Genomic DNA, 19,413 nt, shown 5'->3' with positions numbered 1-19,413 from the left:
GGACCGGGACAGCCCTTAGCTGTGCCATCTCATGACATTGGTTCCTCGCTGTCAGGCTTGGCGGGCGTAGGACGCGAGGCGATCGGCGTGCGCGATAACGAGATCGCGTAGTTCATCGGGGCGCTCGATGACGAACGGCCGGTCGAGTGAGGCGAGTACCGGAGGCAACCAGTCGAGCCGCTCCGCCCGCAGCTCGATGTGCAGCCAGCGCTCGGTTGCCCGGTCCTCGCCTGCCGCAGGCTCGTGCTCCTCCAGGCTCGCGACGCTGGCGGGAAGGTGGGCGCGGATCTGTTCAACTGTCCCGTGGATCCGCAAGGTCACCTCATGCCGGTACTCGGCCGTGGCGAACCCTGACAACACGCGCTGTGCCGGACCGGGACCCGCCGGCGCTTCGAATGAGCCGGGCAGGGTCCTCGTGTGTGCGATGCGATCGAGCCGGAAGGTTCGGTCCTCGCCGATCTGGTCGTCCTTGCCCGTGACGTACCACCGGCCCGAATGGGCGACGATCCCGTACGCGTGCAGTGTGCGTTCGCTGCGCCGTCCGTCGCGGTCGGTGTAGCGGATCGAGACCGGTCGACGGTGACGTACCGCATCGGCGATGGTGAGCAGGACCTCGGCGTCCGGGGTGTCGAACTCGCCGCGCTGATCCGTGAAGGCCAGGGATTCCAGGAGTGTGTCGAGCCGGCAGGCGATGTGCTTGGGCAGCACCCGCCGGATCTTGGCCGATGCCGTCTCGCTTGCCGTGTGCTGCGTCGACGTCAGCCCTGCTCGGCGGCCGGCGACCAGGCCGAGCAGCACGGCCAGCGCCTCGTCGTCGCTGAGCATGAGCGGAGGCAAGCGGTACCCGGGGGCGAGCCGGTACCCGCCGTAGCGGCCGCGCACCGATTCCACGGGCACGTCCAGGTCGATCAGCTGGTCCACATAGCGCCGCACGGTACGCCCTTCGACGCCGAGCCGGCCGGCGAGTTCGGCCACTGTCCGGGTGCCGCCCGACTGCAGCAGCTCCAGGAGTGTCAGCACGCGGCCAGTGGGTCGGGACATGTTCACAGCTTACGTGAATACAGGACCGATTCTGTCCACTATTTCTCCTAGTCTGCGAAATGCACGACTCCAGCACAGCCAAGGAGATCACCATGGACTTCGTCTCGATCCGTATCATCACCAGCGACGTTGCGCGCCTCGTCGAGTTCTACGAGCGAGCCACAGGGATGCGGGCGATATGGGCCACCGAGGACTTCGCCGAACTCAAGACCCCCAGCGCCACCCTCGCGATCGCCGGCACCCGGACCGTCCCGCTGTTCGCCCCGGGCTCTGCCCGCCCGGCGGACAACCACAGCGTGATCACCGAGTTCCTCGTCGACGACGTGGACCGCGTTCACCAGAACCTGACCGGCTTCGTGACCGACTTCGTCAGCGAGCCCACCACCATGCCCTGGGGCAATCGGTCACTGCTGTTCCGCGACCCCGACGGCAACCTCGTCAACTTCTTCACCCCCGTCACCCCGGCGGCCATCGAGAAGTTCGCGCGCTGACGCAACGCACAGCCGCTCACGCGGGAGCCCTGAGATCCCGGGGCTCCCGGTGAACGCGGCCGCCAAGTCCAGGACGTCCTTGCCTGTCAGATCACCACCCCGACACCCTCTTTACCCGCAAGAGCTATGTCACGAGCACCTTTGCCAACGAGACGCGATGCAGGCAATTGGGCACGGCAGTCCTCAAGGCGCTGGATTCGGGCACTGATCCCCGGACGCTCACCGAGCTGACGGCGTACGCGGCAGGAGGCGTCCGTAAGCGGCAGAGGCGGCCGCAAACTGTCCGGCTCCTCGTGGACAACGAGGCCATTCCGGAGGCACCCCCGAGCCGGTGGTGCGGCGGGCAGAGGCGAGCTCAATCGCGGATGCGACGGTCCGTCTACGGCAATGTCACCTCCATCACGGCCCACACCGTCTTGCCCGGCCCGTCCGCGTCGTCGCCTCCTCCAAGTACCTGTGGAACGCGCCCTGTATGTCCTGGGCGTCGTTGGCGAAGCCCAGGACCCGCGAAGTCGGCCTGGGACTTGCGATCCGCGGTGCGGTTGAGACGGGAGAGTGTCTGCACGGCGGACTGCCGCGAGGCCGTCACCACCATGGACTTGGCTCGGCCTCAGGGCCGGCCGTGGGAGTGCGTGAGAAAGGGCTGGGCGATCACCGTGGCCAGCTGCGAAACGGTGTTCCTCGACGCCGTCGTCAGCTCCGGTTCGCGTACACGATGAGGTTGTCCACCGGGTGTCCCTGTGCGTCGAAGGCGCCGTCGCAGGTGATGAGGCGCAGGGCGCGTTGGTCGGTGGAGCCGTAGACCTTCTTGGTCGGGAAGGCCTTCTTGCTGACGGTCTCGGTGCCGGTGACCCTGAAGTGCATCTCCGCTCCACGGTCGTTGCGGATCGCGATGTCCGCGCCCTTGTCGATCTTCTTCAGATCGTGGAAGACGGCCTTCCCGAAGCGGGTGTCGTTGTGTCCGATGAGGACCGCGGCGCCACGCTCACCGGGGGTGGCACTGCCGGTGTACCAGCCGACCGTCATGCCTTTCTCGGCGGGCGGGACCTCGACCGTGCCGTCCTTGTTCAGCCCGAGCCGCATCAGTGAACTGTTCACCCCGATCGACGGGATGCTCACATGGGTGGGACTCGCGGCGGACTCCGGGGAGCCGGGCTCGTTCGCCGCCCTGGAACCCTTTTCCTTCGGGGAGTTGAGAGCGTCCGGGGCGCCGGACGGCGCGTCCACGGCACCGGAGGAGGAGGGGGAGGAGGAGCAGCCTGCGAGGGCGAGGCAGGCGAGTGCAGGGAGGACGGCGCGCCAGAGCGGTGGAGGTTTGCGGGACATGGTGGGGCTCCAGGAAGAGGCGGAGACGGGGAGTGGCGCCGCCCGGGAGGGGCGGCGCCACGCGGCAGACCGACTGCTGTGCGCCGTCGGCTGCCGTGCTCGGTCACGTGCCGAGTGATGTCACATGTCGTGCGATGTCACATGGTGTGACGCGATGTGACATGTCGTCGGCTCAGCGGCCCTGCTGTGCGGCGGAGCGGCGGCGCAGGACGACCGTCCCCGCGCCCGCAACCAGCAGGGCGGCCGCGGCCGACCCGGCGAGGGCGGTGGTGTGGTCGCCCGAGGTACCGGCCGGCCGCTCGCCCGCGGCGACGCCGCCACGCGGAGCGGGGGCGGCCGAACGCTCGGTGCCGGCCTCCCGCACGGCCGGTGCCGGAGCCGGCTTGTCGCCCGCGGCGACGCCGCCGCGGGGCGCCACCGACGGCTGGGCCGCCCGCTTGGCCGCGTCCGCCCGCTCGGCCGCGGCGGACCGCTCGGCGGACGGCGTCGAGGCCACAGGCTTGGGCGCGCTGTCGGCGAAGGCCGCGGTGGACGGGACGAGTACCGCACCGGCCGCGACGGCGGCAAGGACGGCGGTACGGAAGGACAGACGATGGGGCATGGGCATGGCTCCATTCCTGGTCGGCCTCGGTGGTGCCCGGATGCCGGTTCGCACCGGGCGCGAGGCATGCCGACAGGCTGGCGCGAAGTTATGAAGAAGCTGTCAGAGCGCTGTGGTCATCGCATCAGATCCGGTCCGCACCGTGCCCGCCGCCGTCCCTGCCGCTCCCGCGGTCACCGGTACCGCTCCCCGGCACGCCCGCCGATACCCCTCCCGGCTCACCCGGGCCATTCGTCCCACCCGGCTGCGGTTCCGTTCCCGTCCCCGCCGCCTCCACCGGCAGGCGGACCGTGAACACCGAGCCACGCCCCTCGACGCTCACCGCACTCACCGAGCCGCCATGCGCCTCGACGAGTTTCCGTACGATCGCCAGTCCCAGCCCGCTGCCGCCGGTGCGGCGACTGCGGGACTTCTCGGCGCGCCAGAAGCGGTCGAAGACATGCGGCAGATCAACGGCGGAGATCCCGCTGCCGGTATCGGTGACGTCCACCACCACCTCGTCCACCGTTGCCTGTGCTCCCACCGCCGTCTGCGCACCCGCCGTCGCCTTGTCCGTCGCGGACTCGGAGCCGTACGCGTACAAGGTGACATTTCCGCCCGCCGGAGTGTGGCGCACCGCGTTGGACACCAGGTTGCCGATGACCTGACGCAGCCGGACCGGGTCGGCCGTCAGACCGGGAAGGGGATCCCCGGCCGGGGACGTGCGGACCGTCAGTGCGACTCCCGCCGTCTCGGCCCGCCCCTGGTGGGCCGCGGCCACCTGGCCCAGCACGTCCTCGATGCGTACCGGCTCGGGGTGCAGCCGCAACGCACCCGCGTCGGCCGCGGCCAGATCCTGGAGGTCGTCGATGATGTGCTGCAACTGCACGGCCTCCGTGTGCAGCGAGGAGATGAACGCCGGATCGGGTTCCGCCAGACCGTCCTGCGCCGCCTCCAGCCAGCCGCGGATATTGCTCAGTGGGGTGCGCAGTTCATGGGCGACGTCGCTGACCATGTCCTTGCGCTGCCCTTCCAGGCGGGCGCGGTGGGCGGCCATGTCGTTGAAGGCCGCGGCGAGCCGCCCGATCTCGTTGTCGTCGGTGACCAGCACGGGCGCGGAGTCCTCCCCGTCCCGCATGCGCTGTGCCGCACCGGTGAGGGCCCGCAACGGCCGTACGAGCCGGGCCCCGGCCAGCACCGTGGCCCCGACGGTGAGCGCCAGGACAAGCGCCGCGGCGCCCGCGATCTTCGCCGTGTTCGCCGGGGAGAGGTCGAAGCCGGGCACGGTCGTGTTGCCCTCGTCGCCGATGAACAGCAGCGCGGGTGAGGCGACATAGGAACTGAGCTGTTCGCGCCGGGCCGTGCCCACGCAGGAGGCGGTGGCCCGGTCGTCGTCGCCGGTCCGGACGCTCGGTGCGCGGGTGACCCCCGTGGGGGCCGCACGCGGGGTCGGCACCGGTTCGGGGCGCTCGCCCCAGGACAGGTCCGGATTGAGCCGCACGCCGCCGCGGCCCTGACGCTTCAGGCAGGCGTTGGCCAACTGGTTGAGTTCTCCCAGCGCCTTGCGCTCGGTCGCCGTCGGAAGGTCCAGGTCGTCGGAGGCGCACCGGGTGTTGTCCAGCCGGTCGGGATCATTGCCGACGAGCTCGATGCGTGGGCGACCGCTCGGTCCCTGGACCACGTCCGCCGCCACCCCGGACTGGCTCAGGCACGCCACACTCCGTTCGGCGGCGCGCTGCAACGCCGCACGTTCGGCCCGGGGGAGCCGGAACGGACCGACCGCGCGCGGGTCGACACGGTCGGCCGCGCCATTCGCCGCCCGGCCCACCGTCTGGGACAGGGCCGTGTCCACGGACAGCGGATCGACGATCGCCGACGCCTGGGGCGGCAGTGCGGGCGGGGACGGCAGGGTGGCGGAATCGGTGATCGGCCGGCGCTGCTCGGTGGTGAGCGCGATCCGCCGGCCGGACTGCCGCGCCAGGTCGCGTACGGTGCCGCCGACACCGTCCCAGGTGGGGTGGGTCGCCGCATATCCGAGCAGGGTGTTGTAGATCCGGGCGTCCGCGGTGAGATTCTGCCCCTGCTCCTGCTTGATGGCTCCGGACGTGGTCTGTACGGCGATCCAGGCGGTGGCGGCCACCGAGCACGCCGCCACCAGTGCCGACACCGCGAGCAGCCGGCCGAACAGACTCTTGCGCAACGGCAGCCGCGCCCGCTCCGCACGACGTATTCGTCGCTCACGACGGCGCCGCGCCCGCTGTTCACGCCACGTCCGGGCCCGCTGGTCACTACGGACGGGCACGTTGCCCACCCGGCTACGACGACGCACGGGAGGCCTTCCTGGCCGGATCCGTCAGTTTGTACCCCACACCGAAGACGGTGAGCAGCCGGGCCGGCCGACGCGGCGCGGGCTCGATCTTCTTCCGCAGGTTCATGATGTGCACGTCGACGGTGCGGAGGCTGATGTACCGGTCGAAGCCGTGCAGCTCCTCCAGGAGCCGCTGCCGGCTGAAGACCCGCTCGGGCTCCGCCGCCATCGCGGCGAGAATCCGGAACTCACCGGGCGTGCACTCCACGGACCGGCCCTCGACCGACACCTCGTGCCGGACCGGGTCGACCCTCAGCGCACCCACCGTCAGTGCCTGGTCCGCGGCGGGACCGGCATCCGCCGAGACCCGCCGGGCGCGGCGCAGCAACGTCCGCACGCGCGCCATCAACTCGCGCGGGCTGTACGGCTTCGTCATGTAGTCGTCCGCGCCGAGATCCAGGCCCAGCAGCAGATCGTCCTCGGTGCTGCGGGCCGTCAGCATCAGCACCGGTACCTCCCGGTGCTCGGCGCGCAGCACGCGCACCACGTCCAGACCATCCGCCCGGGGCATCATCACGTCGAGCACCAGCAGATCGGGCTCCCGGTGCCGGACCTCGGCGAGGGCCGCGAGGCCGTCCCCGACGACTCTGACCGCGTGCCCCTCGTGTTCGAGGTATCGGCGTACGAGTTCGGCCTGCTTCTCGTCGTCTTCGGCGACTATGACGTTTGCGCACACGCGGACGATCGTAGACGAGCTCGCACAGGTCCCTCGTCGCGTCGGAACTCCGCGTTCGGACGTGGAGCGGATCACCGGACCATAGTCTGGACCCGCAGACACGGGCCGGCCGGGAAGGGAGTACGGGTGAGCAGTCACGGTACGGAGGACGAGGGCGCCGTGCACAACACCCTCTCCGGGGACGCGGTGGTGGCCGGCCCGCTGGTCATGGCCAGGAACGTCGGACAGATCGTCCTGCCGCCCGCGGCGCCGGGCGTGCCACCGAGCCAGGTGCCGCCGCCCAGCCGATGCTTCGTCAACCGCACCGCGGAGTTCGCCGCCCTCCGCGCGGTCGCGGCCTCGTATTCCATGGAGCGGTCGCCCGGCATGGTCGTGGTGACCGGACTGGGCGGCGTGGGCAAGACACAGCTGGTGGCGAACTGGGTCGACGAGGACGTGAAGGAGCACTGCCCGGACGGCCAGTTGTACGTCGACCTCGACGACTACCGCCGGGACGGCGCCGTCGACACAGCCGGGGTACTGGCCGGATTTCTGCGGGCCCTGGGGGTGCACAACCAGTACGTGCCTCCCGGGTCCGCGGAGCGGACCGGATTGTTCCGGAGTATCACGGCCGGTCGCGCCGTGCTGGTCGTCGTGGACAACGCGCACCATGCCCCGGAGGTGCGGCCGCTGATGCCGCCCAGCGGTCTGCTGGTCGTCACCAGCCGCAGGCGCCTGCCCTCGCTGGAGATGGACGGAGCGGTGTCGATCGTCGTGGATCCGCTCGACGTGGGCGCGGGCGTGCAATTGGTACGGCGGTGGCACGTCACCGCGGCCGAGGACGCCGCCGCCGAACTGGTCCGGCTGTGCGGCGGGCTGCCGCTCGCCCTGCGCGCCGTGGGGGAGTGGCTCGCCGGACGCCCCCAGCTGCGGCTCGATGACGTGGTGCGCGATCTCGCCGCCCAGCACGGACACGGCGCGGGCGAGGAGCCGCGGGAGACCGACGGAACGAGGACGCGAAGGGGCGGAGCGATGGTGGGCGACACGGGTACGGGAAGCGTCGGGGCCGCACTCGACACCGTGGTCGACGGATTCGACGACCCTACGCGGCAGCTCTACCGCCTGCTCGGGCTCCTCCCGATGAAGACCGTGACCGGTGCCGCCCTCCGGGCCGCCGGTGCGGTACAGGTCGACGACGCCCTCGGGGACCTGCTCATGGCGCACCTGGCCGTGGTCGTGGAGGGGCCGGACAACGGCCCCCGCTACCGGCTGCACGACATCGTCCGGACCCACGCGCGTCTCCGGGCGGCGGACGCCCCCGGGGAGGAGCGCCGGGCCGTACTGGAGGCGGTCGTCGGCTTCTACACCGAAGCGGCAGCACACGCGGACGCGCTGATTCTCGGCAACCGTTTTCGGCTGCAGGCGCCTCCGGCGCGCTCGCCGGCCGAACTCGGCCCCGGTGCGCCGCTCTTCACCGACCGGGCCAGTGCCCTGGACTGGCTGGACGCGGAGCGCGCCAACCTCATCGCCGTGCTGCGCGCCGCCGACGGAGAACGGTGGTACGACGCCGTGTGGCGGCTCTGCGAATCGCTGTGGGCCTTCTACCACAGCCGCAAGGACTACGCCGACTGGATCGACGCGCACCGCCTCGGGACCGAGGCCGCCCAGCGGGAAGGCCGGCCGGACGTCGAGGTCCGCATGCGCAACCAGCTGGCCCGTGCCGAGTACGAACTGGGTGAGTTCGAACGGGCCGAACGCGAGCTGGCGGCCGCCACCGGCCTGCTCGATCTCGTCGACGACGCCCGGCTGAGCGGTGTGGTGTGGGAGACCCAGGGCCTGATCGCGCTGTCCCTCGGGCGTCCCGACGACGCCCGCCACCTCTTCGAGCGTGCGCTGCGGGCCAACACCGCCTGCCAGGACGAGCACGGCATCGTGGTGCAGAGTTACAACATCGGGCAGGCGCTGGTCGCGGGAGGCCGCTGGCAGGAGGCGCTCGACGTGCTGGACGGCGCGGCGGCGACCGCCCGCGACAGTGGCGACGACGCCATGCTGCCGCGTATCGGCCTGGTCGCCGCCCGGGCCCTGATCGGCCTGGAGAGCTGGGAACGAGCCGTCGAGACCGTTCTCGTGGCGGCGGACCGGGCCGCGCGGTCCAAGCTGTACGCCAAGCTCGACCAGGCGCTCTCCCTTCTCGCGGAGCTGGCGGAGCGGACGGACGACATGCCGCTGCGGGAAGCCTGCGACAACCATCTGCGCGAACTGCGCCGACGGCTGGGCATGGCGCCACCGGCCGGATGACCCGCACCGACGACCGTCACCGCCGAACTCCTTCACCTTCACTGTTCCGGAGCCACTGTTGACCTTGGTGCCGTCGAAGCTGCGCCGCCGGGCCGCCGCCCGGTCCGGCCGGTCCCGCTGGAACACCTGGGAGCCGTCGAAGGCTGCTGTCCTGGGTGTGGCACGTACCCTCACCTCCGCGACGCGGGTGCTCGACGTCATGCGCCTGCTGCGCGCCGAGGACGGCATCGAGAAGTACTACACCGTCAATCCGGGCTCGGTCTTCGGCGACGGGCTCGGGGAGTACCTCTCCGCCCTGGGCGTACGGGTGCTCACCTGGGAGGAGGCGACCCGGCGTTCGTTCGACCTCGCCGTCTCGTGCTCGGTGCACCCGACGATGAGACGGCTGGACGCCCCGCTGATGGTCCTGCCGCACGGCGCCGGTTACAACCGTCTGGTGACGGAGTCCACCGGGGACTCCCGGTCGCCCGCCGGGCTGTCCCGCCGCGAACTCATGTGGCGCGGCAAGGTGGTTCCGGCGGCCATCGGTGTCTCGCACCCGGAACAGATCGACCGGCTCGCCGAGACCTGCCCGGAAGCAGTTCCGTACGCCGTGACCGTGGGCGACTGGTGCTTCCAGCGGATCCGGGCCAGCATGTCCCGCCGCGACCACTACCGGGCGCGGCTCGGTGCCGTCAACGGACGCCGGCTGGTGGTCGTCCACTCGACCTGGAGCAGCCATTCGCTGCTCGGCCGCCACCCCGGCCTGCCCCTGCGCCTCGTCACCTCGCTGCCCGTCGACGAGTTCGCGGTCGCGGCCGTCTTCCACCCCAATGTCTGGGCGCGCCACACCCCTGACGGCGTGTTCGACCGGCTGGCCGAGGCGATGGACGCCGGACTCATGATCATCCCGCCGCAGGAGGGCTGGCGAGCGGCGGTGGTGGCCAGTGACTGGGTGGTGGGCGACCACGGCTCCACATCCTTCTACTCGGCCGCCGCCGACCGGGTCACCCTGCTGGCCGCGACCGGGCTCGACGAACTGGATCCCGCGTCCCCCGCCGCCGCGTTCGCCCACCGGGCTCCCCGGCTCGCCCCCGACAGGGACGTGTACGCCCAGCTCATGGATGCGGCACGCCGCTACGACCCCGAAGACCTGAGACCGGTCGTCGACCGGCAACTGGCCTCCGTCGATACTTCGGGCGCGAGGACACAGGAACGGATGTACGCGTTCCTGGCGCAGCGCGGTGTACGTCCGCCGCGGTACGCGCCGCACCCCTCTCCCGTCCCGGCGCCCGAACCGGCACACCGCCCCGCGCCCACGGCCTACGACGTCACCGGCGCCCACGACGGGACGGGAACCGTCGACGTCCGGCGCCGGCCGATGATCGCCGGGCACCACACCGAGGCCAGAGGGTTCTACGCCGTCACGGGTGAGGAGAACCACCTGTTGTGGAGACAGGCCGCAGAGGTCGTCGCCCGGACCGAGATCGAGGCCGAGCTCCCGGCCACGGAGTGGGCCGACCGCGAAAGCCGGCGATCCGAGCATGCGAACGTCCTGGTCGCGGCGGTCGACACGACCCGCTGCCTGGTCCGCCTGCGCGGCGGCCGCGAGCTGGAGGCGCGCACCGAGCGGACATGGGGGACACGACGGCCCCCGCTCGACGCCGTGGTTCTGGGCGCGGCCGTCAACCTCTGGCTCACCGATACGGCACGGGACACCGGCCAGGACCTGACGGACGGCCTGTCGGTACGGACCGGGGACTGGCAGATCCATGTGACGTTCTCGCCCCGTGGAACCAGTGACCCGCTGCCGACCGGGGACGGCCCGGAGCACGGGTAGCCCGGGGCGGGGCAGACCGGCCATCATCGCCGTGTCCAGGGGATGTTGCCCGCTCTGCCGCTAACGTAGATCCGCATGGTGACAGCGGCGGTGCCGGGGAGGGCGCACCGCGCGGAACACCGGGAACGAGGAGTGCGCGACATGCTGGATCCCACCTCGGTGGCGGCAATTTCGGCGGTACTCGGCGCAGTTGGTTCGGGAATGGCCAACGAGGCCGGCAAATGGGCCTGGGAGTCGACCGGCGGCCTCGTGCGGAGAATCGTCGGGCGGGAGGTCCCCGCGCCCGCGGCGCCGGGTGAACGGGACGAGGTGGCCCGCATGGTCCACGAGCAGATCCGTGTGAACCCGCAACTCGCCGCCGCCTGGAACGCGTTCGCGTCCAGAGTGCACGGCGGACCGCATCCCGGGCGGGCCTCGCAGTCGCACCTCCCCGCCTCCATAAGGTTCTTCACGGACCGCAAGGAGGCGATGAGGCGACTCCAGCGCGAGGCATCCCGGCGCGCCGACGGAAGGCCCCGCCTCGCCCTGGTGTACGGTCCGGACGGCATGGGGTCCAGCGCGCTCGCCGTGCACTACGGTTCCCGGCCGAACCGTCTCTTCCCGGACGGACAGATCTACGCGGACCTCGGCGGCGGGGGCGCCACGAGCGCGCGCGACGTCGGCACCGTCCTGCGCGTGCTGCTCCGTCAACTGGGCGTGCGGGACGAGGAGATGCCCACCGCGACCGACCGACTCGGTGAGTTCTTCCGACACTGCGTGTCGGACCGCAGACTTCTGGTCGTGCTCGATCACGCGCACTCGGCGGCCCAGGTCAGGCCCTTCCTCACGTCGGCACCCGGGGTCTTCACGATCGTGGTCGCCCGGACCCCGTTCCCCGGTCTCGACGCCGTACGGGTCCCCGTCGGTCCGCTCACCGACCGGGACGCCGTACGGCTGCTCACCGATATCACCGACAAGTCCACCGTCGCCGCGGCCCGCGCCACGCTGCCGTCGCTGCTCGCGCGCTGCGGCGGATCTCCGTACGCGCTCCGGGCAGCGGCGGACCGGCTCCTGGCCCCCACGCTTTTGCCGCACCGGACCGTGGCCGACGCCGATCCGGTCCAGGGAGCGGCAGAGGACAACTACCAGTTCCTCACCCCGGAAGCCGCCCGGATGTACCGGCTGATGGCGTTGCGCGGCTGGCCCGCCTTCGATGCCACGGCGGCCGGGCGGACCACCGGTCAGGACCCCGCTGCCGCAGCCGAACTCCTGGCGGACCTCGCCGACCGGATGCTCCTGGAACACAGCCGGGCCGGCGACGGGCGCTACCGCTACCGCCCCGGAGTCCGGGCACACGCCGAAGCGACAGCGATCCGCGAGGACGGCATCGCTGCCTGCTCCGCCGCTCTCGCCCGCACGCTTCTCGCCTATGCGGACCTGGCGGCAACGGCGGCCCACCAGGCACTCCCGGAGAGCTGGCGCGTCCCGCAGCCCACCGGCGACCGGAACGGGCAGAGATACGAGGACCGGGGTACCGCCCTGGACGCGCTGCTCGCGGAGTCGGGCAATCTGGTCGAGGCCGTTCGCTGCGCCGAGGAGTCCGGCGACCCGGACACCGCCGTGCGCCTGTGCCGTTCCCTGTGGCCGCTACAGCTCAAAGCGGGGCACCACGAGATGCTGCTGCCGGCGCTGCGCATCGGAGCACGTCTCGTCGACGGCCATCGTCCGGGAAGCCTCGACGCCGGAGCGCTCCATGCGCAACTTGCCCACACCTTCACCGAGTTGGGACGTTGGGAGGAAGCGGAGGCCGAGACGCTGGCAGCGGCGCGGGCCGAGCAGTCGGCCGGCCACAAGCGAGGCCACGCCTCGGCCGTGGAGTTCCTGGGCCTGCTGAGGCTGCGCCAGTGGCGGTACCAGGAGGCGTACGAGTGTTTCGAGGAAGCGGGTGACATCCTGGGCTCGCTGGGTGGACGCGATGAAGGAGTCGCTGACCTGCCGCGCGCCCAGGCCCTGTTGGAGCGCCACCGCGGACGGGCCCTGCGCGGGCTCGGGCGGAGCGAAGAGGCCCGGGACAGGCTGGGCACCGCACTGCGTCGCTTCCGGGCGAGCGGTGATACGTACAACACGGCCCGGACGCTCACCGATCTGGCCGAGACCTGGCTGGACGGAGGGGACACCGAAGCGGCCCTGCCCCTGATCGACGAGGCGATCACCACGCTCGACGGCCAGCGTGCGGAGTATCACCTCTCGCATCTGCGACGCCTGCGCGAACGCTGCGTCACCCCGTAAGGGCTGTCCCGCTTCTGGCGCCTCCCCTCATCCGGGAGGTGCCAGAGGCTCGACCCGCACACGGTGCAGCCGGGCACCGGTCCGCACCCAGAGCCCTTCCGCCACCACCTGTGCGAGCCGCCCGTCGACGGCGGCCGCGTCCTGGCTGCCCGTGGCCAGCCAGGCGTACAGGGCGGAGGCATACGTCGCGGGGTCCGCACCGGAGGCGTCTCCCGCATCGGCGGCGGGCGTCGCCACCACCCGCAGCGGCTCCTTGCCGCGGACCCGGACCACACACATGGACGAACCCGTCACATAGGCCGCGAGCGAGCAGCCTCGATGGCGGCGGAGTACCTCGGCCGTCCAGACCGACGGGGACCCGAACCGCGGATCATCGGGCGCCCCGTCCCGGAAGATGACATCGGCGAGATCCAGCTGGTCCACGTCACGGGTGTCCTCGTGCACGGCGACATGTGCTTCTGCGCCGTCATCCGGGGCCGCCCGCTGCGGCGTCCCGGCCCAGCGACCGACCGTGATCCTTCCCGGCCCGATCACCTGTGACACCACGAGCAGGGGGACGGTGACCGTTCCGGGCTCGAAATCGGGCAGCGCGAGCGGCTTCAGGGAGGCCGGCCGGCCGGGCTCCGGCGCACCCATCATCGAGTAGAAGAGTCTCCGCAACCGGACCGCGGATTCACCCGGGACGGAGGTGGTGAACTCGGCAGGTCCGGGCAACGGCCGGTGACAGCCGATGAGTTGCTCGATCTGCTCCGCCAGTGACGCTCCGGGATCGAGCCGCGGCGCCTCCCGCATGAACGCGGAGATCGGCGCGTCGGGATCGAGGGCGTCGAGCGGTGCGGCTCCCAGGAGCACGGGAGTGCCGAGGGCGGCGGCGTAGTAGGTGACGGAACCGTGGTCCCCGATCACGGCATCGGCGGCCAGCAGAGCCTGCCGCCAGCCCTTCAGCGGATCGATGAGTGCCAGTCCGGCGCGCCGCGCGCGATCGAGCCAGGCGCGAATCTGGCCGGGCCCGTGGCCGTGCCAGACGTTGGGGTGCAGTACGGCCGCGAACCGGTACTCGTCCACGGGAAACTCCGCGGCGACCCGATCCAGCAGCGCGGCGACGACATCACCCCCGTCCCGCCCCGCTTCGCCGTCACCGACGAGGGAGTTGGAGTTCCAGGTCGAGTTGAGCAGAACGAGCCGCTGCCCCGGCCGTACGTTCAACGCGCGGCGGAAGCGATCGCGACGGGGCCGGGCGGCGAGCATCCGGTCGAAGCAGGGATCCCCGGCGAGGACAGCGGTGGGCGCCGCTTCGGGGCAGGCGATGCGCAGCCGTTCGTACTGCTCGGGATGGGAGAGGACGAGTGCGTCCGCGAGGGGTGCGCCCCGTGACAGCAGCCACTCCGGCGCAAGCCCGAAAACGGGTGCGGGTGCCATCGCCGCCCCGCCCCCGCCCTGGTGTCCGGTGTCCGGTGTCCGGTGTCCGGTGTCCGGTGTCCGGTGTAGCCAGCCTCTTAGTGTATCCAACGCCATGTGAGAGGACGGCCAACTTCCCGGAAAAAGAGTCCAGTTGGCCACCGAAACTGGCGGAGATGGCCAGATCCACCTTTGTCTCGATCGCTTGCTCCCATGGCACGACCGGAACCCCGGTATCGGCAAGCAACTCCGCCGTACCGGCCGCGAACGCCGAGGAGCCCGTACAGGTCACCAGCAGCTGGACGCGCCAGTCGTCGTCGAACAGGGGCAGCACATCGAGCAGACGGGTCGCGGCGGTCACGTTGTGTACGACGACGAGGACGCGCAGGCACCTGCCCCGGGTCGCCCACCGCGCCGCATCGTCCCCCACCGGTACCCGGACCCACTCGGCCCGCCCATACGCCATCCGCACGCCCCTTCATCCGGTCCGGTCCGGCCACGATAGTCAACGGGCACGACCCGCGGCGACGACGGGGCGGGTCAGGGCGCCCCTCGGAGCCGGACAGCGGGGCGGCAAGGGCGGCGCCCGCAGCGGGCGCCCGCAGTGACCGCCGCGGGCCCCGGCCCGCCTCCTCCTGTTCGGCGGATCGCCACCCTGTCCACACCGCATGGCCCTTCCGCGGCCCGGTGAACTCTGGAACACTCCAGTCGCTTTCGCCCCGTGTCTCCTCACCCCACAGAGGTCCTCACCATGGCTGATATCGACCGACGCCGCTTCATGCAACTCGCCGGAGGCGCAGCCGCGTTCTCCATGCTGTCGAACAGCATTGCCCGCGCTGCCTCCCTCCCGGCCAAGGGCGCCACCGGCACCATCAAGGATGTCGAGCACATCGTCGTGCTGATGCAGGAGAACCGCTCGTTCGACCACTACTTCGGCACGCTCAAGGGCGTACGTGGCTTCGGCGACCCGCGACCGGTGACGCTGCCCAGCGGCAAACCGGTGTGGCACCAGTCGTCCGGCATCAAGGAAGTGCTGCCGTTCCGGCCCACGGCCGACAACCTCGGGCTCCAGTTCATGCAGGGCCTCAACCACGACTGGGCGGGCGGACACCGGGCGTTCAACAAGGGCGCGTACGACCAGTGGGTGCCCGCCAAGTCGGCGACGACGATGGCCTACCTCACCCGCGAGGACATACCGTTCCACTACGCCCTCGCCGACGCCTTCACCGTCTGCGACGCGTACCACTGCTCCTTCATCGGGTCCACGGACCCGAACCGCTACTACATGTGGACGGGATACACCGGGAACGACGGCGTCGGTGGCGGCCCCGTGCTCGGGAACGACGAGGCGGGGTACGGGTGGACCACGTACCCCGAACGCCTGGAGAAGGCCGGGGTGTCCTGGAAGATCTACCAGGACATCGGCGACGGGCTGGACGCCTCCGGGTCCTGGGGATGGATCAGCGACGCGTACCGGGGGAACTACGGTGACAACTCGCTGCTGTACTTCAACAACTACCGCAACGCCAAGCCCGGAGACCCGCTCTACGACAAGGCACGCACCGGCACTGACGCCAAGAACGGCGACGGGCTCTTCGACAGGCTCAGGGCCGACGTGAAGGCCAAAAAACTCCCGAAGATTTCCTGGATAGCCGCCCCGGAAGCCTTCAGCGAACATCCCAACTGGCCCGTGAACTACGGTGCCTGGTACATCTCGCAGGTGCTGGACGCGCTGACGTCCGACCCGGAGGTATGGGGACGGACCGCCCTGTTCGTCACGTACGACGAGAACGACGGCTTCTTCGACCACGTCGTGCCGCCGTACCCGCCGTCCGGTGCGGCCCAGGGGCTCTCCACCGTGGCGACCTCGGCCGACTACTTCGCGGGCAACCTGCTTTACGCCGCGGGCCCGTACGGTCTGGGGCAGCGTGTGCCGATGCTGGTCGTCTCGCCGTGGAGCACCGGAGGGTTCTCCTGTTCCGAGGTCTTCGACCACACCTCGATCATCCGGTTCATGGAGCGCCGCTTCGGCGTGCAGGAACCCAACATCTCGCCCTGGCGGCGTGCCGTCTGCGGTGACCTCACCTCGGCGTTCGACTTCCGCCGTGCGGACACCGCGCCCGTCGCGCTGCCTTCGACGGCCGGATACCTGCCGCCGGACCGCAACCGGCATCCCGACTACGTGCCCGTTCCGCCCGCCGTCGGCAGTGTGCCGAAGCAGGAACGGGGCTCCCGTCCCACCCGGCCGCTGCCGTACGCGCCGTTCGTCGACGGCGCCGCGAACCCGGCCACGGGCAAGTACAGCCTCACGTTCAGCGGCGGCGATGCGGCCGGGGCGCAGTTCCTGGTCACGTCCGCGAACCGCACCGACGGCCCCTGGACCTACACCGCCGAGGCCGGCAAGTCGCTCTCCGACACCTGGAACACGGCCTACTCGAGCGGTCTGACCAACCTCAGCGTGTACGGTCCCAATGGCTTCCTGCGCACGTTCAAGGGGGCCGGCAAAACGGCAGGGCCCGAGGTGACCGCCCGCCACAACGCGACCGACGGACGTCTCGATCTGACGATGACCCACGCCGGTTCCGGTGATGCCCATATGACGGTGAGCGAAGCGTACGGGGAATCCGTCCGGACATTCACGGTGCGCGCGGGTGCGACCGTGACCCACTCGGTGGACCTGCGGGGGAGCGGTCGCTGGTACGACATCTCCGTGGTCTGCGACACGGACACCACGTTCCTGCGGCGATTCGCCGGACACGTCGAGACGGGCGAGGCGGGGACGAGCGACCCGGCCCTGATCACCGGCTGAACCGCGGGCCGGGCGGCGGGCGGCGGGCAGGGTAACAGCGGTCCGGGCGGGACGGCGCCGCGCTTCGGGTCACGGCCGGGGCAGGACCGCCCGTACCGTGCGGCCCGTTCCGCCCTCAGCCCAGCGCGTCCGACAGGGCCCGGTCGGCCGCCGCGCGCGACTCCTGCCACAGGGTGGTGACCGGCACCCACACATGGATCCCCGCGGGCATGCCCACGGTGGCTGCCCGGAAGGTGACGCCCAGGTGGGAGGGGTCGGCCGCCACCGACAGACTGCCGACGACATGTCCTTCGGCGGTGGCCGGGTCCGCCGTGCGCAGGGCGGCGTACGCTCGCTCGCCGGGCGCGAGGACGTAGGGCCCGCTCCCGGTGGGCGGCACGGCCTCCGCGGAACCGTCCAGGCCCCGGAAAGTGACCGTCGGGATCCGGTCCACGGCACAGGCCGCGCCGCCCTGGTTGCTGATGCTGATACGGACGGCGTTCCGCTGCCCGCCGGGCGCTGCCCGCACATCGAGGGCCTTCTCCGGACAGACGCCGGGGCGGGGCACCACACGGGCGGCGGCCGTGCCGGTGGTGGCCGAGACAGCGGTGCCGGTCAGCGCCAGGGCGACGACGGAGAGGGCGGAGGGAACGGCGGAACGGAGACGCATGGTGTTTCTCCCGTCGGATCGACAGCCTTGCGGGTACGGCCGGAAGGCCCGGCGGCCGGGGAGGCCGGCACAGCCAGTGTGACCGGTGCGGTGTGATCTCCGCGACAGATTGGACCTATCGGTTCGGTGTATCCGGGTGCCGGCGCCGTGTCGCCCCGACGACCATGCGGCGAGGTGCAGTGCCGGACCCCGCGAGCCCGGCGTGATCCGAACGAGAGGCCCTACGCCCCTTGGCGCGCCCGGACGGTCGCCATCACCTCGCGGTCCGGTTGCAGCGTCAGCGCGGGTACGGGGCTGACGGTGCCCGGGTCCACGTCCAGGTCGAATCGGCGTGCCAGCACCGCCAGGATCAGCACCGCCTCGACCATCGCGAACCGGGTGCCCAGACAGACCCGGGGGCCGCCGCCGAACGGGAACCAGGCGTACTCCTCGATGGCGTCGCCCCGCTCCGGATCCCAGCGATCGGGGCGGAACTCCTCGGGCTCGGGGAACCACCGCTCGTCACGGTGCGTCGCCCACTGGCTGGTCCACACCCTGGTGCCCACCGGTATCGGGACTCCGCCGATCCGCGCCCCCTCCTTGGCGACGCCGGTGACCAGCCAGATCGTCGGGTAGAGACGCAGGGTCTCCTTGACCACCGACTGGGCGTACGTCAGCCGGGCGTAGTCCTCGAACTCCGGATCCCGGTCACCGAGTACCCGGTCCAGCTCCTCGGTCAGCGCGGCGCGTGCCCGCGGATTGCGGGACAGCAGGTACCAGGCCCACACCAGAGTGGAACTGGTCGTCTCGTGTCCGCCGATGTAGAGCGTGACCGTCTCGTCGCGTATCTCCTGGTCCGTGAGGTGCGCACCGGTCTCGTCGACCGCGGTCAGCAGGCGGCTCAGCAGGTCGGGGCGATCGTCCCCGCCGTCGCGGTGGCGGGCGACGACCCGGCTCACCTCGGCGTCGATGACCGCGGCGGCCTTCCTGATCCTGGCCCGGCCCGGTGTCGGGACCCGGTCCGGCAGCAGCGCGCCGATCCCGGCGAACTCCTTGCCGATCTCCAGGAGCGCCACATCCATCGCCCGGCCCATCGCATCGGCGTCGGCGGGGGTGTCGACGCCGAAGATCGTGCGCACCGCGATCTTCTGCGTCAGCCACGCCATCTCCCGCTTGATGTCGATGCGTTCGCCGTCGGACCAGGTGTCCGCCAGCTCCACCGCGGTGCCCGCCATGGTCGCCGCGTACGACCGCACCTGCTTGGGGCGTACGGAAGGCTGCACCAGCGACCGCTTCCGGCGCCAGTCCGCGCCCCGGGCGACCACCACGCCATTGCCCATCACCGTGCGGAACGCGATGCCGAGGGCCGGCTGGTCGAAGGTGCGTTCCGTCTCGGTGAGCAGTTCGCCTATGCACTTCGGATCGGACACGTACACGCACGAGTTGGGGCCGAATCGCCAGCCGACCATGTCCCCGTGTCCGCGCAGTCGCTCGAAGAAGGCGAGGGGGTTCTTGGCGAACTGTGGCAGATTCCCGAGGAACGGCAGTCCCTTCGGGCCGGGCACGATGGTGTGGCCTCGCGGCTCGGCATCGACGGCCCGGCCGGTCTCCGTGGACATGAAAGTCTCCGCTCCCTTGTGGTCCCTTGACTGCCGCACGGCGCGGAAGGCGTCATCTGCCGTGCGTGGTACGTGAGTTGTCGAGGGTAGCCCGGCCGGAGGCCGCGAGGGTG

The 19,413-nt window shown here is 71.2% G+C and carries 13 protein-coding genes; 5 read left to right on the top strand and 8 right to left on the bottom strand.

Annotation, left to right across the window (positions count from 1 at the left end):
- Positions 1–51: 51 nt before the first annotated feature.
- Positions 52–1,041 (bottom strand): helix-turn-helix transcriptional regulator, encoded by a 990-nt coding sequence (locus tag ACF08M_RS14190; RefSeq protein ID WP_392185512.1) that lies wholly within the window; start codon positions 1,039–1,041, stop codon positions 52–54.
- A gap of 92 nt (positions 1,042–1,133) precedes the next feature.
- Between ACF08M_RS14190 and ACF08M_RS14185 the strand changes: the two genes are divergently transcribed.
- Positions 1,134–1,532 (top strand): VOC family protein, encoded by a 399-nt coding sequence (locus ACF08M_RS14185; RefSeq protein ID WP_392185537.1) that lies wholly within the window; start codon positions 1,134–1,136, stop codon positions 1,530–1,532.
- A 693-nt stretch (positions 1,533–2,225) separates the two neighbouring features.
- On the opposite strand, the gene ACF08M_RS14180 is transcribed toward ACF08M_RS14185, so the two are convergent.
- The 4 genes from ACF08M_RS14180 to ACF08M_RS14165 all read right to left on the bottom strand — a co-directional run bounded on the left by ACF08M_RS14180 (position 2,226) and on the right by ACF08M_RS14165 (position 6,482).
- Positions 2,226–2,858, bottom strand: a complete 633-nt coding sequence (locus ACF08M_RS14180; protein WP_392185511.1) for a class F sortase — start codon at positions 2,856–2,858, stop codon at positions 2,226–2,228.
- 172 nt (positions 2,859–3,030) lie between these two features.
- Positions 3,031–3,459, bottom strand: coding sequence for a hypothetical protein (locus ACF08M_RS14175; protein ID WP_392185510.1), 429 nt, complete (start codon positions 3,457–3,459; stop codon positions 3,031–3,033).
- 124 nt (positions 3,460–3,583) lie between these two features.
- A complete protein-coding gene (locus tag ACF08M_RS14170) occupies positions 3,584–5,638 on the bottom strand; it encodes a sensor histidine kinase (RefSeq protein ID WP_392185536.1) in 2,055 nt (684 codons plus the stop codon).
- A gap of 115 nt (positions 5,639–5,753) precedes the next feature.
- Positions 5,754–6,482 (bottom strand): response regulator transcription factor, encoded by a 729-nt coding sequence (locus ACF08M_RS14165; RefSeq protein ID WP_392185509.1) that lies wholly within the window; start codon positions 6,480–6,482, stop codon positions 5,754–5,756.
- A 126-nt stretch (positions 6,483–6,608) separates the two neighbouring features.
- On the opposite strand from ACF08M_RS14165, the gene ACF08M_RS14160 reads away from it, so the two are divergent.
- The 3 genes from ACF08M_RS14160 to ACF08M_RS14150 all read left to right on the top strand — a co-directional run bounded on the left by ACF08M_RS14160 (position 6,609) and on the right by ACF08M_RS14150 (position 12,846).
- A complete protein-coding gene (locus ACF08M_RS14160) occupies positions 6,609–8,759 on the top strand; it encodes a regulator (protein WP_392185508.1) in 2,151 nt (716 codons plus the stop codon).
- Positions 8,760–8,958: 199 nt separating this feature from the next.
- Positions 8,959–10,578 (top strand): hypothetical protein, encoded by a 1,620-nt coding sequence (locus ACF08M_RS14155; protein ID WP_392185535.1) that lies wholly within the window; start codon positions 8,959–8,961, stop codon positions 10,576–10,578.
- A gap of 141 nt (positions 10,579–10,719) precedes the next feature.
- On the top strand, positions 10,720–12,846 hold the full coding sequence (locus ACF08M_RS14150; RefSeq protein ID WP_392185507.1) for a tetratricopeptide repeat protein: 2,127 nt from the start codon (positions 10,720–10,722) through the stop codon (positions 12,844–12,846).
- A 27-nt stretch (positions 12,847–12,873) separates the two neighbouring features.
- On the opposite strand, the gene ACF08M_RS14145 is transcribed toward ACF08M_RS14150, so the two are convergent.
- Positions 12,874–14,265: a hypothetical protein gene (locus tag ACF08M_RS14145; RefSeq protein ID WP_392185506.1), complete on the bottom strand. Its 1,392-nt coding sequence runs from the start codon at positions 14,263–14,265 to the stop codon at positions 12,874–12,876.
- Between the two features lie 730 nt (positions 14,266–14,995).
- Between ACF08M_RS14145 and ACF08M_RS14140 the strand changes: the two genes are divergently transcribed.
- On the top strand, positions 14,996–17,053 hold the full coding sequence (locus tag ACF08M_RS14140) for a phosphocholine-specific phospholipase C (RefSeq protein WP_392185505.1): 2,058 nt from the start codon (positions 14,996–14,998) through the stop codon (positions 17,051–17,053).
- A gap of 115 nt (positions 17,054–17,168) precedes the next feature.
- On the opposite strand, the gene ACF08M_RS14135 is transcribed toward ACF08M_RS14140, so the two are convergent.
- Together ACF08M_RS14135 and ACF08M_RS14130 are read right to left on the bottom strand one after the other, a co-directional pair.
- Positions 17,169–17,702, bottom strand: a complete 534-nt coding sequence (locus ACF08M_RS14135) for a DUF4232 domain-containing protein (RefSeq protein ID WP_392185504.1) — start codon at positions 17,700–17,702, stop codon at positions 17,169–17,171.
- A 221-nt stretch (positions 17,703–17,923) separates the two neighbouring features.
- Positions 17,924–19,300, bottom strand: coding sequence for a cytochrome P450 (locus ACF08M_RS14130; RefSeq protein ID WP_392185503.1), 1,377 nt, complete (start codon positions 19,298–19,300; stop codon positions 17,924–17,926).
- Between the last annotated feature and the right edge of the window lie 113 nt (positions 19,301–19,413).

It is taken from the genome of Streptomyces sp. NPDC015032, from assembly GCF_043080425.1.
Lineage (GTDB): Bacteria > Actinomycetota > Actinomycetes > Streptomycetales > Streptomycetaceae > Streptomyces.
Note: the sequence above shows the minus strand (reverse complement) of the source record. Positions and strands in the feature narration are given on the sequence as shown.